Origin of the sequence: Skermanella sp. TT6 (assembly GCF_016653635.2) — a bacterium.
GTDB classification, from domain to species: Bacteria; Pseudomonadota; Alphaproteobacteria; order Azospirillales; family Azospirillaceae; genus Skermanella; species Skermanella cutis.
In genome coordinates this window covers 1,935,812-1,949,429 of record NZ_CP067420.1, presented here as the reverse complement: position 1 = coordinate 1,949,429, position 13,618 = coordinate 1,935,812, and the positions used below count along the sequence as shown (strand labels likewise).

General features: G+C 65.9%; 16 protein-coding genes. 13 read left to right on the top strand and 3 right to left on the bottom strand.

Going from position 1 to position 13,618, the window contains the following annotated elements:
• The first annotated feature begins 150 nt into the window (after positions 1-150).
• The 6 genes from IGS68_RS09160 (at position 151) to IGS68_RS09140 (ending at position 3,295) form a co-directional block, all read left to right on the top strand.
• Positions 151-510, top strand: coding sequence for a hypothetical protein (locus IGS68_RS09160; RefSeq protein ID WP_201079176.1), 360 nt, complete (start codon positions 151-153; stop codon positions 508-510).
• A gap of 328 nt (positions 511-838) precedes the next feature.
• Entirely contained in the window at positions 839-967 is a 129-nt protein-coding gene (locus IGS68_RS35930; RefSeq protein ID WP_256445757.1) for a hypothetical protein, read from the top strand.
• 109 nt (positions 968-1,076) lie between these two features.
• The gene (locus IGS68_RS35460; RefSeq protein WP_247881360.1) at positions 1,077-1,937 is read left to right on the top strand and encodes a transglutaminase family protein; all 861 of its coding nucleotides are present in this window, start codon (positions 1,077-1,079) and stop codon (positions 1,935-1,937) included.
• A gap of 104 nt (positions 1,938-2,041) precedes the next feature.
• Positions 2,042-2,908, top strand: coding sequence for a transglutaminase-like domain-containing protein (locus tag IGS68_RS09150; protein ID WP_201079172.1), 867 nt, complete (start codon positions 2,042-2,044; stop codon positions 2,906-2,908).
• Positions 2,905-3,138, top strand: a complete 234-nt coding sequence (locus IGS68_RS09145; protein WP_247881246.1) for a hypothetical protein — start codon at positions 2,905-2,907, stop codon at positions 3,136-3,138. The genes IGS68_RS09150 and IGS68_RS09145 overlap by 4 nt, the downstream gene beginning before the upstream one ends.
• The gene (locus IGS68_RS09140; RefSeq protein WP_201079170.1) at positions 3,131-3,295 is read left to right on the top strand and encodes a hypothetical protein; all 165 of its coding nucleotides are present in this window, start codon (positions 3,131-3,133) and stop codon (positions 3,293-3,295) included. The genes IGS68_RS09145 and IGS68_RS09140 overlap by 8 nt, the downstream gene beginning before the upstream one ends.
• 21 nt (positions 3,296-3,316) lie before the next feature.
• On the opposite strand, the gene IGS68_RS09135 is transcribed toward IGS68_RS09140, so the two are convergent.
• Positions 3,317-3,649, bottom strand: coding sequence for a hypothetical protein (locus tag IGS68_RS09135; protein WP_201079168.1), 333 nt, complete (start codon positions 3,647-3,649; stop codon positions 3,317-3,319).
• Positions 3,650-3,696: 47 nt separating this feature from the next.
• Complete coding sequence (locus tag IGS68_RS09130; RefSeq protein WP_247881245.1) at positions 3,697-3,963, bottom strand: hypothetical protein; 267 nt, start codon at positions 3,961-3,963, stop codon at positions 3,697-3,699.
• 653 nt (positions 3,964-4,616) lie between these two features.
• Here IGS68_RS09130 and IGS68_RS09125 point away from each other — a divergent pair.
• From IGS68_RS09125 to IGS68_RS09105, 5 genes are all read left to right on the top strand, one after another.
• Entirely contained in the window at positions 4,617-5,927 is a 1,311-nt protein-coding gene (locus IGS68_RS09125; protein WP_201079164.1) for a hemopexin repeat-containing protein, read from the top strand.
• A 35-nt stretch (positions 5,928-5,962) separates the two neighbouring features.
• Positions 5,963-7,423, top strand: a complete 1,461-nt coding sequence (locus tag IGS68_RS09120; RefSeq protein WP_201079162.1) for a hypothetical protein — start codon at positions 5,963-5,965, stop codon at positions 7,421-7,423.
• A 106-nt stretch (positions 7,424-7,529) separates the two neighbouring features.
• Positions 7,530-9,068, top strand: a complete 1,539-nt coding sequence (locus IGS68_RS09115; RefSeq protein ID WP_201079160.1) for a hypothetical protein — start codon at positions 7,530-7,532, stop codon at positions 9,066-9,068.
• Positions 9,069-9,151: 83 nt separating this feature from the next.
• The gene (locus tag IGS68_RS09110; protein WP_201079158.1) at positions 9,152-9,916 is read left to right on the top strand and encodes a peptidoglycan-binding protein; all 765 of its coding nucleotides are present in this window, start codon (positions 9,152-9,154) and stop codon (positions 9,914-9,916) included.
• 11 nt (positions 9,917-9,927) lie between these two features.
• Entirely contained in the window at positions 9,928-10,470 is a 543-nt protein-coding gene (locus IGS68_RS09105; protein ID WP_201079156.1) for a hypothetical protein, read from the top strand.
• 194 nt (positions 10,471-10,664) lie between these two features.
• On the opposite strand, the gene IGS68_RS09100 is transcribed toward IGS68_RS09105, so the two are convergent.
• Complete coding sequence (locus IGS68_RS09100) at positions 10,665-11,756, bottom strand: glycerol dehydrogenase (protein WP_201079154.1); 1,092 nt, start codon at positions 11,754-11,756, stop codon at positions 10,665-10,667.
• Positions 11,757-11,939: 183 nt separating this feature from the next.
• On the opposite strand from IGS68_RS09100, the gene IGS68_RS09095 reads away from it, so the two are divergent.
• Both IGS68_RS09095 and IGS68_RS09090 read left to right on the top strand, forming a co-directional pair.
• A complete protein-coding gene (locus IGS68_RS09095) occupies positions 11,940-12,833 on the top strand; it encodes a DMT family transporter (protein ID WP_247881244.1) in 894 nt (297 codons plus the stop codon).
• 184 nt (positions 12,834-13,017) lie between these two features.
• Positions 13,018-13,578: a 2,4'-dihydroxyacetophenone dioxygenase family protein gene (locus IGS68_RS09090; protein WP_201079150.1), complete on the top strand. Its 561-nt coding sequence runs from the start codon at positions 13,018-13,020 to the stop codon at positions 13,576-13,578.
• Positions 13,579-13,618: the final 40 nt, after the last annotated feature.

Here is a 13,618-nt window from a genome sequence, read left to right as displayed (position 1 = left end):
TGATGGGACTCGGTCACTCTACCTTTGGGGTCAGTCTCATTTGAGCGGATTGCTGTATTTGACGCCGAGTCTACCTTTACCTGAACAGCTCGATTTATCCGATCAGGATCGGCGATGATAACGATAAATAATTGCCGAATTGCATGTTGCGTGCTTCTGCTGACTTGTCCGTCCGGAGCTGGCGCTACCGAACGCTTGGCGCCCGAGCGGAAGGACAGCCTCGACAAGGTCAGCCTGTGCATCGATCTTTCGAAGAAGCTGGTTCCCCCTGGCGGGTCGTTGATCTACTCGCATCCGTATCTGGAAAAGGACGAGGACAAGACCCTCGTGACGATCTATGTGAAATGGAGAAGCGCGAGCACCGTGGAGAACGGTCAGGGGACTCCTGCCGATCATCCGTTCGTCTCGCCGGAGACGCCCTATTACTGCATCTGGAACGGCGAGAAACTCCTGATGCACGGCGATCTCAAATCGCTGGAGGAGACCCTCCAGGCCGGCTCGATGACGTGAGTCCGGACCGGCCTTCCAGAGGGCCTGCGGGCGCTTCCGACAATAGCGGGAAATCGTTGCGTCGGTCGGTCCGCGCACGGATGTTTCGAGGCCGGGGCCGTCGTTCGGACGGTTTCACACCGCGCCGATTTACCGCAAGACCATTCCACAGGGAATGGACGGATATTGTTGGTTCAGCCGAATTACTTGCAATTTTGTTTTCGGTACCCACATGTGATCGGTCTAGACTCGTGTCCGCGTTTCGCGTTCCTGTTTCCGGGAAACAGGCTGCTCGGCGCTGGGACCTGCAGGGTCGCTTCGTTCTCGCCGCCACATCCGGGGAATCGCCATGGCCAAGGGTCAGAAGAAGAGCAATCGCGAAGCCAAGAAGCCGAAGAAGGCGAAGGCCGCTCCGGCGATCAAAACCTCCATCATGCCGCCGCCGGGCCGACTGGTCCCGCCCAAGGGGGCTGCATGACCGGATCGGCAGCCATGGGCGGGGATGGAATGCGCTTGCCGGGAAGGCGATCGACCTGACGGCTGTCCTGCCCCCCGTCTCCCCCGCGGCTTCGCCCCGATTGCTGACCGTGCGCCACGTGACGACATACCGTTATGCCTGCCCGGTCAGGCTTGGCGATCACCAGATGATGTTCCGGCCGCGGGAAAGCCATGATCTCCGCCTGGTCAGGACGCGACTGAGCATCTCTCCGGAACCGCAGAGCCTTCGCTGGCTCCACGACGTCTTCGACAACTCTCTGGCGGTGGCGAGCTTCGACACCGAGACGGCGGAACTCGTGTTCGACAGCGAGGTGACGCTGGAGCATATCGAGGCGCCGCATCCCGATTACGCGCTGGCCGACGATGCGCAGGATTTCCCGTTCGCCTATTCGCGCGAGGAACGCCTGGACCTTGCCCGGGCGCTGGAGCGACATCATCCGGCCGGCGAAGTGGACCGGTGGGCCGCCGGGTTCCTGCCCGCGGGCGGCAGGGTCGGCACCATGGCGCTGCTTCGCAGGATCACCTTGGGCATCCGCGAACAGCTGACATATTCGCGGCGTTACGAGCGCGGCGTCCAGACGCCGGCCGAAACCCTGGCGAAAGGCACCGGCACCTGCCGCGACTATGCGTTCCTGATGATGGAAGGGGTGCGGGCTCTCGGCCTGGCCGCCCGTTTCGTCAGCGGCTACATCTTCGTGCCCGGCGCCGAGTCCGTCCCGGTCATCGGCGGCGGGGCGACCCACGCCTGGCTTCAGGTCTATCTGCCCGGCGCGGGCTGGGTGGATTTCGATCCGACCAACAGCATCATCGGCAACCGCAACCTGATCCGCGTCGCCGTCGCCTGGGCGCCGGCGCAGGCGCTGCCGCTGTGGGGAACCTATACGGGGACGAGGTCCAGCTTCCTGGGGATGGATGTCAGCGTAAGCGTGCTGGACGAGGGTGCCGCCTGAACGCGCCGCCCCCTCCTTGCCGCCCGCCGGCACCGACTGGCCCATGTAATGCAAGGGCGATACCGCCATCGACAAGCCCGGCATCAACACGAAGGAGCCCAACCATGAAGATCAAGGTCGGATACGAGCTGATCTACGAGTGTCCGCAGCCGACACCGATGCTCCTGATGCTCAACATACATTACACCCGCGCCTCCGACATCGTGGTGCCCGACCATCTCGTCACCGAGCCGGCCGTGCCGATCACGGCCTATCGCGACGGGTTCGGAAACTGGTGCAGCCGGATCACGGCGCCGAAGGGAGTGACGCGGATCAGCACCACCGCCGTGGTCCGCGACAGCGGCAAGCCCGACCCGGTCGTCCCGGAGGCCCGGCAGCACGCGCTGGAGGAGCTGCCGGAGGAAGCGCTGGTGTTCCTGCTGGCCAGCCGCTACTGCGAGACCGAACTCCTCAGCGACGTCGCCTGGAAGCTGTTCAGCGGGACCAAGCCCGGATGGGACCGGGTGCAGGCGATCTGCGATTTCGTCCACGAGCATATCAAGTTCGACTACATGCAGGCCCGGGCGACCCGGACGGCATTCGAAGCCTACAACGAGGGCGTCGGCGTCTGCCGCGACTATGCCCATCTCGCGGTCACTTTCTGCCGCTGCCTGAACATTCCGGCGCGCTATTGCACCGGTTATCTCGGCGACATCGGCGTACCGCCGCCCCATGGCGTGATGGATTTCGCCGGCTGGTTCGAAGCCTATCTGGGCGGCCAGTGGTACACCTTCGATGCCCGCAACAACACGCCACGCATCGGCAGGGTCCTGATCGCCCGCGGACGGGACGCAGTCGACGTCGCCATCAGCACGACCTTCGGCCCGAACACGCTGACCGGTTTCACCGTCTGGACCGACGAGATCGGTTCTGACGGCAAGCCTGTTCCTTCGGCCAGTGCCCCTGGCCAGCACCTGGGAGAACAACAATGACGAACCGCCGCAGCACCACGCCCGCAAGGGTCATGTCCGAAGTCGGCCACCACAAGTACGAGGTCGGACAGCTTGTCGACTTCACGCCCGCCGCATCGCCCCGCGAAAAGTCCGTTGGCCGTTATGAGATCGTCCGCCATCTTCCGCCGGAAGGCGCCGACAATCAGTACCGGGTCAAGAGCGTGCAGAACAACCAGGAGCGGGTGGTTCGGGAGAGCCAGCTTGGCTGAGTTGAATCGACACGACGTGGAAGCCCTCGCCCAGAAGCTTTACGAGGCAAGCGCTCCCGACGGGGTTCCGTGGTCGGAGCGCAGCCTGGTGGTGCGGGATCCCTGGCTGGCGACCGCACGGAAAAGGCTGCTCCTGGACGGTCCGGCGGGCACCTGACCGGCCGGACTTCCGCCGGGATCAGGTCCCGCTGCCGCCCGGCGGCCCCCCTTCCGCCCGAGGATCGCCGGACAGGCGCCGGATGTCCTCCAGGGCACTCGCGATGAGTTGCCTGTGCCGCGGATCGTGCCCCTCCGCGGTCCCGGCGAAGAGGGTGATGAGATACAGGGCCTTCTTACCCGCCTCTTCCCACGTCGCCGCGGGACCGGCGCACAGGGCTTCTTCCATTTCGTCCTGGTGACGGCGAAGCATCGCCCGGTCCGCCTCGACCTCGGCGGTGTGCCGCCGGTCTACGGTGGCTTTCTGGGCAGCCATGCCTCTGTGAACGTCGAGTTCGACGGGGTCCGTCGTCATGCCGATCCTTTCTGGTGACTGGCGTTCTCAAGCCGAAAAGGGTGAGTTCAGCCTTTTCCCGCCTCGTCCCGTTGCTTGGCTTCTTCCAGTTCGACGGGATCGATCACGGCGACCTGGATCAGATTCGCCTGGCCGGGCGGCGGAGGCAGGAACATCAGGGTCTCGGTCCGCCGATAGGCGGGGAAGGAAAGCCCTTCGATGAGTTCCTCATAGGTCTCGACCTTGTAGGTTCCCGCCGGCAGGGGTTCATCGAAGCCGCTCAGCCGGAACGGATTGTCGAAGGTGATGGTGCTGAGCACCCTGCGCTGAGTCATGGTCCGCCTTCCGCAGCGCCAAACCCGGCATGCTCCGGATCGGAGCAGCATCGGGAACGTCATTCCACCCTGACATGTGGGGACTGCCCGGGAGTATTGCATCAAATCATTGCCATGAGGAGCCGCCTGCCGCCTGCACCGCCGGCTGCGGAATCATCGCAAGCCATTTAGGTGTTAAGCACCTAGAGATGATGGAAATCTTCTCGCAATGAAGGCAGTATAGTTTCAGGTCTCGACAGAGAAGTTTACCTTAATCCGAAAGTGACACTGATTTTTTGAAGGACCAGGCACGGCGATCATTTGATCAGACGTTCGTCCCGTAAGGACGGTTGCCGGCCGTGTCTGCCCCATAAATTGTTATGTGAAATATAATCCTTTTGCATGCAGGTCGGGTAGAGCGAAGCGGCATCCGACGCCGATGCTTCCGCTTGCGGGGTGCCGCTTCGCCCTAACCGACCTACGGTTACCTTGATCCGGGCTTGACGAAGAAGCAAAGATAAAGCTTCCCGGACACATCTATTATTTTACGAAATAAATACTCCTGGCAACCGCGGACTTGGTCCGGGCAGCTGCGGTGAGTCCTGCAATAAGTTGGCCGGACAAGCTTCTTTTCTTCCGGGGTAAGTCTCGACGACTTCGTGAGGGGATGCATCATGCCAAGTCAGCTTACCGGATCAGTGGCATTGCCCAACGACGAATGCCTGCTGTTCTCCGATAACGTCTTCCACGTGCTTGACGCCGTTTCCGGAACCGTCGGCGACGGGCCGCTGCCGATCACGGACCGCTTCACCGGGCTCTGGTCCATGGGGAAGGTCGTCCCCGTATACTGGGGCTGCGGCAAGATGTTCTTCTTCAACGGTCCCGAGTTCGTGCGGTTCGACTTGCGCACGCAGCAGGTCGATTATCCCGAACCCCGGATCGTCGCCCATGGATGGCCGGGCCTGTGGCCCTCGGGGATAGACGCGGCCTTCAACGCCGGCAACGGCAAGATCTATTTCTTCAAGGGCGGCGCCTATATCCGCTACGACATGGCGCTTGACCGCGCCGACCCGGGATATCCCCGCGGCATCGCCGAGAACTGGCCGGGCGTCTGGCCGGACGGGGTGGATGCGGCCCTCTGCCCCGACGGTTTGACCGTCGTGTTCTTCCGGGGCACCGAGCACGTCATCTACGACCTGCTGGGCGACGCCGTGGTCGCCGGACCGCTGCCCAACGACGGGCTGGCGATCGATCCCCTGCCCTCCGGTTTCATGCGGCCGGCCCGCGACCTGACGCCCCAGCAGGCCAACGGCATCGTGGCGCACCTGGCGCAGCGCGGCCAACTGACGCTCAAGGAAGGGCAGAACCCGCTGAGGATCGGTGGCGACGGAACGATCCTGTCACCGACGCCCCGGCAACGGATCGCGCTGTCGCCGGCCCTGGTCGCTGGCGTGCGCTACGCCAACAAGCTGAACCGCTCGGCCGACGTGATCGACAATGTCGATCAACGGATGGCGGTGGCGCTGTGGCGGCTCGCCCGCTGGGCCAACGCGTCGAGCCCGGATGTCGAGGTCATCACGCATCTGGGGATCGGCCATGGCGGACCGAACCCGGACGATTGCCACAATCTGGGTCGCGCGATCGACTTCGCCGGCATCGAAGGCAGGCTTTCCGGCCGGCCCTTCGCCCTCGACGTGCTGCGCGACTGGGGCAGCCGGCCGGCATCCGCTCCGGGCACCTATCGCCTCGGCGAGGACGACGAGCCCGCCTGGGAGCTTTTCAAACGGGTCTACGCCTTCGGCACGTTCGAGTGCGAGTGCCGCGGGGCGGGCAAGGATCCCTGGCCGCCGACCGAGATCGGCGAAGGCGGCTACGTGATCTGCCCCGACTATCACGGCGCCGGCACGCCCGACGACCTGCGCCTGCGCCAGCAGCACTCCGACCACATCCACATGCAGATCGGCCCCACCCGCGGCGCCTGGTGAGGTGCCCGCGTCAATCCGCGAAAGGGAGCTTTCCAATGGCATACACGCTGAACGAGCTTGGCCGCACGCTGAGAGCCCAGCTTGCCGAAATCGTCACCGGCGGCGACGCGACGGCAGCCGCAGCCGCTGATTCCTTCATCACCTGGTGCACCCCCGGCATGCCGATGGAGGAATCGGACTTCGACTTCGCGGCGAAGGGGCTGGGCACCGGCGCCACCGCGGAGGAGGAGAAGCGGCTGCTCCAGCAGGCCTATGTCTTCTCGACCCTGGTCGATTTCATCCCCGACGTTTCGGGCCTGCTGTCGATCGACAAGCAGGTGGCCGTGTTCCGCACGTCCCAGGCCCGCCTGTCGCACATGTACGGCGAGATCCTGCGGCTCTCGAAGGTGGTCGACCAGGAACTGTCGCCCGAGAACCTGGCCAAGCTGGAGCGGTGGCGCGGCAAGCTGAAGACCACCCGCAAGATCAAGGACTTCATCACCGACGAGGAAAAGGAGGTCACGGAGGATTCACCGGCGGTCGCGGCCTACAACAAGTATTTCGCGGACTTCCTCGCCGCCCGCCTCGAATACAACAACAAGCGCATCCAGGCGGCGGTCGCCACCGGCGCGGAAGGCAAGTCGGCGGTGATGGACTGGTCGTCGAACCAGCCGCTCTACCGCATGAAGGTCAGCCAGGCCGAAGGCAACTGGGCGGCCATGGGGTACCGGAACGAGGTGGAGCAGCTCTGGGCCGCGATCGGCCAGATGACCGCCCGCAGCATGAAGCTGTGGAAACAGCGCCTGCTGGAATCCCTCGATGATTCGAAGATCGCGGCGGTCGGCCCCGGCCAGACCTTCCAGTACGCGATGCCGATCCCCGGCAATTTCGCGAACGCCAAGGGCTGGACGGAGTACAAGGTCTACTCCAACAAGCTCACCTCGGAGATGGAGCAGAAATCCAGGTCGTGGAGCGCCGGCGGGTCGGCCGGCTGGGGCCTTTGGCATGCCAGCGCCGGAGTGCAGAGCCAGAGCTCGCAATATACCAGCGACTTCTCGGTCTCGAACTTCGAGCTGGGATTCGAGCTGGCGCAGATCCCGATCAGCCGGGCCTGGTTCTATCCCGAGTTCTTCATGAACCGGGGATGGACGCTGGACCGGGGACGCGGGTGGAACTACGACCAGTTCCCGTCCGACGGCGCGAACCCGCCCAAGGGCAACTTCGTGGGATATCCGACCTCGATCATCTTCGCGCGCAAGATCAACATCAAGTCGTCCGAATTCGCCTCGGCCTACCGCGCGCATACCAGCAGCCTGTCCACCAGCGCCAGCGCCGGCTGGGGTCCCTTCACGATGCGCGGCAACTATTCGACCTCGGAAAGCGGCCGCAGCTACGAGAGCAACGCGTCGGGCGAGTCGATCGCCGTGCCGGGGATGCAGATCATCGGCTTCGTGAACCGCCTAGTGCCGAAGAGCCCGAACCCGTTCCCGGACATTCCGGCCGAGGCGTTCGAATAACGCCGCCCAAGCGACACCGGCGGCACCCGGCGGCGCATCCGCCGCCGGGTGCCGCTCCGACCTACCCGACCTGCGGGCGAGGCCTTCGTCCGCCGAGGACACGATCATGGACGCAGCGGTACAGATTGCCTTGATGGAGAAGCTGAAGGCCGTGCTGGCCGAGCCGGGAACCTTCATCTCGTTCCCGACCGTGCCGCTCTCGTTCACGAGCGACGGACTGGCGTCGATCATCGACGGAGCGCAGACGCCCGGGGAGCTTCAGATACAGACCTCGTGGCTCGGCGCCGTCAACCAGGTACCGACCGGCGAGATGCTGATGAGCCTGAGCGACCGCTATCTGTGGAAGGCTTTCGCGGACGTGGTCCACGGCCCGGTGAAGCTGGCCCAGGGCACCTTCTCGGCCGAGGACCAGGCGGCGCTGGCCGCAGCGGAGGCTACGCTTTATCGCGCCGACCCCGCCACCGGCCAGCGTGTGCCGTCCGACAAGCTGAAGGCCTATGACCAGCATCGGGACGTCTGGTTCGGCTGGAACCAGACGCTCCGCAAGCGGGAGATCGAGGTCGCGGCTTCGCCCGATTCGGAGGAACGGAAATACTGGGACGAGGTCGAGCGGCCGACCTATCTCGGCAAGATCCGCGAGGCGGAGGATCTCTGGCGCGTCGCGGGCTTCCGCCAGGAGATCGATGCCGCCTACGGCACCGTCAAGGCGTTCGCGGCGCGCGGTCCCAGCCAGTCCTGGACGCAGTGGGGAAGCAGGCTGTCGCTCGACATCGACACCCAGAGCGACCTCAACAGCATCAAGTCGGTGCCGACCGGCTTCAGCCCGGTCGATTTCATGCATGCGGGCACCTGGCCGTCGTTCACGCTGGGCAACGCGGAGGTCGGTGCGCTGCTGGCCCGGGCGCCCGCGGACCTGCTGCAACGATTCGCCGTGACGGGAGTGTCGCCCGACATCGCCAGCGTGTCGTTCGAGTACACGTCGGTGACGATCCTGCGGGACTGGTTCGCGCCCGAGGTCTTCCAGGCCCGCTTCTGGCGGTTCGGCGATGCCGGACGGCTGCTGTCCGACGGCGCCACGCCGCCCCGGGGCGAGTTGCCGGGCTACATCGCCGCCGTCGTGTTCCTGCGCAACCTGATCGTCGAGCGCCGCGCCGGCAGCCAGCCGGAGCCGGTCCGGCCCGGGCTCGTCCTCAGCCCGTTCATCGGGCTCCGCAAGGACAGCATCCCCGTCTCTCCGGGGCCGATGGCCCCCCGGCCGCTCCCGGATCAGGCGGTGCGCGTGAGGGATCATCGGATGGGGACGGCACTTCGGGCCGCTGGCGGGGTGATGACGGCCCGGGCCGTCGCGGTGGACCGCGGCGCCAACGTCGCGGCGATCGGTGCGGAACCTCGCGTGATGGCGTTGAAGGCCCAGACCTTCAACCGGCTCGACGCGAAATACGCCGACATCGCTTCGGTGGAACGGGAACTGGCGGTCCGGCGCCCGGGCATCCGGCCGCTTCCCTTTCCCCGGCCACAACAGCCGGCGCCTCCGGAGATCGTCCGGCAGACCGCCTTCACCGGCGGCGACATGGGGGTGCTGGCCTTCGTCTGCCGGTCCCTGCCCCGCTGCCCGGATCCCGATCCGGCGCTGGTTTGGACGTGACCGGATTCGCCGATCCCGACACCGGCCGAAAAAATCAGAGAACCCTCCTTTCCAGCTTTCCCGCAAACCCGAGAGGTGGCCCCATGTCCTTCACCGAACTCGTGACCGTTCCGGCCGGCATCAACCCGAACGTCAGCAGCGCGAAGCAGGCGACCATGCTGGCCCTGCTCGGAAATCCCCGGCAATCCTATGACCAGGAATGCCGCGAAGTGACGGATATCAGGCTGGCATCCATGATCGTCTTCCGATCGGTGGGCCGCCTGAAGGTCCGGGGCCTCGGCCCGGCGGTCGACTCCCTGGAACGGGTGCTCGCCGCTATCGAACGGGAGGAGCCGGCCATCCATGCCGTTCTTGGACATGTCGGCATGCTGTGCGCCCGCAATGTCCGGGGCTCCAACACCTCGATCAGCAACCATTCCTGGGGAACCGCCATCGACGTGACGCTGGAAGGAATCCTCGACCGGCGGGGCGACGACAGGGTGCAGGTCGGCCTGACGAGGATCGCGCCGATCTTCAATGACCACGGGTGGTTCTGGGGGGCCGGCTTCCGCACCGAGGACGCCATGCATTTCGAGTGCGGCGACGAACTTGTCCGGCAATGGCACCGCGACGGCCTGCTGGCGGGACTGGCCCCGGACAGCGCCCCGGACCCGGTGCTGAGCCTTGGCGACCGCGGCCCCGAGGTTCTGGAACTGCAGCGGAAGCTGAACGAAACCGGCGCGGGGCTGGTCGAGGACGGCATCTTCGGACGCGGCACCCATGCCGCCGTGATGGCTTTCCAGGCGCGGAACGGATTGTCCGCCGACGGTGTTGTAGGCCCCATGACGCGCGAGGCGCTGGGTCTTTGATGGCGATGCGGATGTTCCGAGGCAAGGCGGTCTGGGCGGTCGCGGCGGTGGGCATGTCGCTCGCCGCCCTGCCCGCCCGGGCGCAGGTCAGCGAATACACCTCCGTGGCGGAAGCCGACTGCCGGCCGCCGCCGCCGGAGACGATTGCCGTCTACCAGGCCCTCGACCTGGGCGCGGAGGTCTGCGGGTCTCGGTCGGGCATTGTTCTCGTGATGGTTTCGTCGGACCGCAGTTCATGGCTCGACATCATCCGGGGCGACCGGATCTGGACGACCGAGGATGCGGTCGTCTATGACCGGCCGGTCGGAAATTTCCCCAATGTCGGTGCGGGGAAGGTCGAGTGGCGGCTCGCGCAGGGCGATCATCCCGCTGCGCTGATCTTCCGCGTGGCAGGCGAAGCGGACGGCGCCCGGCGCAGCCTGCTGCTCGTCGTCCGGCTGGAGGAGGATGCCGCCTGCCTGCTCGGCCGCGTGACGACCAACGAGGAGGCCAGGACCCTCGCCGACGGTCCGCAGACCTGCGACGAGGAGAACCAGCTGCCGCTCCGGCCATAGCTTTACCCGATCAGGTTGAACCGCTCCGGTCCTCGCAGCCGGCCGTTCCAGTCGCCGCACCGTGTTGCGCCATGGGCGCAACCTACGGCTCGAAGCAGGGCGGAGTGATGCGGGCCGACGATCGTAGGTTGCGCCCATGGCGCAACGCATCGGTTCGGCTTCCTCGGGGCGGATCGACCTGATCGGGTATAGATCTAAGGCCGCGGTAGGGTGCCTGCCCGGCCGTCCAGGAAACGCATGGCGCGGACGAGATCCCCCGGGGCGGTGTCGCGGTCGAAGTTGCGGGCGTGCGGCGCCTGGAGAGTCAGTTCGGCGATCAGGGCATAGTCGGCATCGGACGGCGCCTCCAGTCCCAGGTCGGCAAGCCCGCAGGGAAGTCCGGTACCGCGATAGAAGGCGAGAAGGTCGTCCATGAAGGCCGGATCGCGTTCCTCGAGCAGGCACTGGACGAGCAGGGCGTAGGCGACCTGGAGCCCGTGGAGCGACCCGGCCAGGGCCGGCACGGCGGACAGGCCTCGGGTCATGGAATGGACGATGGAGAGTCCGCCGTTCTCGAAGGCAAGGCCGCTCCACAGGACGGTCGCCTCCACCACGCGCTCCACGGCCTCGTCGGGTTCCCCGCGGTCGACCGCCGCCAGCGCCGGGGCGGCATGGTCGCGCAGGCAGCGGTAGCAGGCGTCCGCCAGGACCAAGCCGACCTGGGGCGGGCGGCTTCCGAAGATGTTCCGCCCGCCGCTGAGGGCGCATTGCGCCGCCTCGAAGGACTTGACCAGAGCATCGCCGATGCCCGCGAGGAAGAGGATGCGGGGCGCCCGGACGATGACGGCGGTATCCACCAGCACCAGGGCGGGATTGCGCGGCAGCCTGTCGACGCGCAGCAGGCGGTGGTCCTCGTCGTAGAGGACGTAGACGTGGCTGGTCGGCGCATCGTTGGAGGCGACCGTGGGCAGGCTCGCCACCTCGGCGCCGAGCCGGGCCGCCAGCCCCTTGCCGGCATCGATGCATTTCCCGCCGCCGGCCGCGATGACCACCTCCGGGCGCTCGCCGCCCAGCGCTCCGTGAAGCCGGTCGATCTCCCCTGGCGTGATCTCGCCGCCGAAAGCCAGCTTGCGCAGGGTGACGCCCGCGGCGTCGCAGCCCGCCGCCACGCGCCCGCCGACGAGCCCGTCCACCACCGCGTCGGCCACGAGCACGGCGCTCTTGCCGAGCCGGCCGACCTCCTCCCCGATCCTGTCGAGTGTTCCCGGACCCTGGATGTAGCGGCCGGGAGAGCCGAAGATGATCATGCCTGTCCTTCCATCCGCATGCACGCGGCCGCCGGGCCGCGATCGGAGCCAAACTATCAACGGTGCGGCGAAACGGATAGGGAGCCGCCTCGGCGCATGGCAGGGTTCTCCGGTCTCGCCCCGGACCACCGGCATCGGCTATCGAGGAGGCGTTGCTCCGTTGCCTCAAGGAATGATGCCGCCGTGCCGTCCAAAAACCGCCTCTTCGATCAGGTGTGGCTCCTGCTGATGCTGCCGCCGCTGTTCTGGGCAAGCAACGCCATCGTCGGCCGGGCCGTGGCCGGCGCGGTTCCGCCGGTCGGCCTGGCGTTCTGGCGCTGGACCCTGGGCGCCCTGCTGATCCTTCCCTTCGCATGGCGGCACCTGAGGGCCGACGCGGACGTGCTGAAGCGGCACCGGGCGGTGATCGCCCTGCTGGCCCTGCTGGGCATCGCCGTCTTCAACACCCTGGTCTATCTCGGCCTGAACACCACGTCGGTGCTGAACGCGGTCATGATGCAGACCGGCATTCCGCCGCTGATCGTGCTGATGAGTTTCCTGATGTTCCGGGATCGCGTTTCCGCCGTTCAGGGCGCGGGAATCGCGCTGTCGCTGGCGGGAGCGCTGACGCTGATCTCCAAGGGCGATCTCGGCGCGCTGGTCCGGCTGGACCTCAATCCCGGCGATCTGTGGATCTTCGTGGCGGTGGTCAGCTACGCCGGCTACACGGCCCTGCTGAGGCGGCGGCCGGCGGTGCATGCGTTCAGCTTCCTGTTCGTGACCTTCGCGGCCGGCGCCGCCATGATCCTGCCCTTCTACCTGGTGGAGACGCTGGGCGGGCGGCCTTACGAGGTGACGGCGCTGGCGATCGGGGCGACGGTCTACGTGGCGCTGTTCCCGTCCATCCTGGCCTATCTCTGCTTCAACCGGCTGGTGGCCGTGGCGGGGCCGAACCGCGCCGGGATGTGCATCCATCTGGTACCGGTATTCGGCACCGTCCTGGCGATCCTGTTCCTGGGGGAAACGCTCCACGTCTTCCATATGGCAGGCATCGCCCTGATCGCGGTCGGCATCGCGCTGGCGACGCGCCGCCGATGAACCGTTTGATACCCAAACTAATTCCAACGTTATACTGAAGCCATGGCGCTCTCCATGGTACATGGCATCGACGGAAGAGTTTCCCACGAAACATGGACGGCGCATAAGAGCAGTTCCCACAATCGCCCTCAGGCATCGTAGCGCCGAGCGGGACCCAGGCGGACAACATCAGGACCGGATCACGATGACCCAATCTCCGAATCATGCGGCCCCGGACAAACCGGCCGTTTCCCCCATCAACGAGAAGTGGGCTCCCTACCGGCACCCGCAGCCGGTGGACTCCCCTCCCGAGCTGGTGATCCCCAACGCGATTCCCACCGATGAGCGTATCTGGGTCCCGGTCGAGGAGAATGTCTGGTTCCGTCCCCTTCTGCTCGCCGCGTCGCGCGGATACTGGATGAACCTGCTGCGCGTCAGGAAGGCCGGCGTGCTGTCGCGCCACCGGCATCCGCAGCCCGTCCATGCCTTCGTCCTCAAGGGCGAATGGCGCTACCTGGAACATGATTGGGTCGCTACCGAGGGATCCTACGCCTACGAGGCGCCGGGCGAGACCCACACGCTGGTGGTCGATCCCCACGTGGAAGAGATGATCACTCTGTTCCAGGTCAACGGCGCCATGATCTACGTGGACCCTGACGGCAAGACCCTGGGCTACGACGACGTCTTCACCCGCATCGAGAAATGCAGGGCCCACTATGCGACCAACGGCCTGGGAGCCGACTATATCGACCAATTCATCCGTTAGGCGCAAAGAACTTTCCAGCAAAGCTGTTGCACACCGGTCC

What these genes read in the sequence shown, in the direction of transcription:
- IGS68_RS35930 (WP_256445757.1), top strand. Translation starts at nt 839, where the DNA reads ATGGCCAAGGGTCAGAAGAAGAGCAATCGCGAAGCCAAGAAGCCGAAG.
- IGS68_RS09150 (WP_201079172.1), top strand. Translation starts at nt 2,042, where the DNA reads ATGAAGATCAAGGTCGGATACGAGCTGATCTACGAGTGTCCGCAGCCG.
- IGS68_RS09145 (WP_247881246.1), top strand. Translation starts at nt 2,905, where the DNA reads ATGACGAACCGCCGCAGCACCACGCCCGCAAGGGTCATGTCCGAAGTC.
- IGS68_RS09135 (WP_201079168.1), bottom strand. Translation starts at nt 3,649, where the DNA reads ATGACGACGGACCCCGTCGAACTCGACGTTCACAGAGGCATGGCTGCC.
- IGS68_RS09130 (WP_247881245.1), bottom strand. Translation starts at nt 3,963, where the DNA reads ATGACTCAGCGCAGGGTGCTCAGCACCATCACCTTCGACAATCCGTTC.
- IGS68_RS09125 (WP_201079164.1), top strand. Translation starts at nt 4,617, where the DNA reads ATGCCAAGTCAGCTTACCGGATCAGTGGCATTGCCCAACGACGAATGC.
- IGS68_RS09120 (WP_201079162.1), top strand. Translation starts at nt 5,963, where the DNA reads ATGGCATACACGCTGAACGAGCTTGGCCGCACGCTGAGAGCCCAGCTT.
- IGS68_RS09115 (WP_201079160.1), top strand. Translation starts at nt 7,530, where the DNA reads ATGGACGCAGCGGTACAGATTGCCTTGATGGAGAAGCTGAAGGCCGTG.
- IGS68_RS09110 (WP_201079158.1), top strand. Translation starts at nt 9,152, where the DNA reads ATGTCCTTCACCGAACTCGTGACCGTTCCGGCCGGCATCAACCCGAAC.
- IGS68_RS09105 (WP_201079156.1), top strand. Translation starts at nt 9,928, where the DNA reads ATGTTCCGAGGCAAGGCGGTCTGGGCGGTCGCGGCGGTGGGCATGTCG.
- IGS68_RS09100 (WP_201079154.1), bottom strand. Translation starts at nt 11,756, where the DNA reads ATGATCATCTTCGGCTCTCCCGGCCGCTACATCCAGGGTCCGGGAACA.
- IGS68_RS09090 (WP_201079150.1), top strand. Translation starts at nt 13,018, where the DNA reads ATGACCCAATCTCCGAATCATGCGGCCCCGGACAAACCGGCCGTTTCC.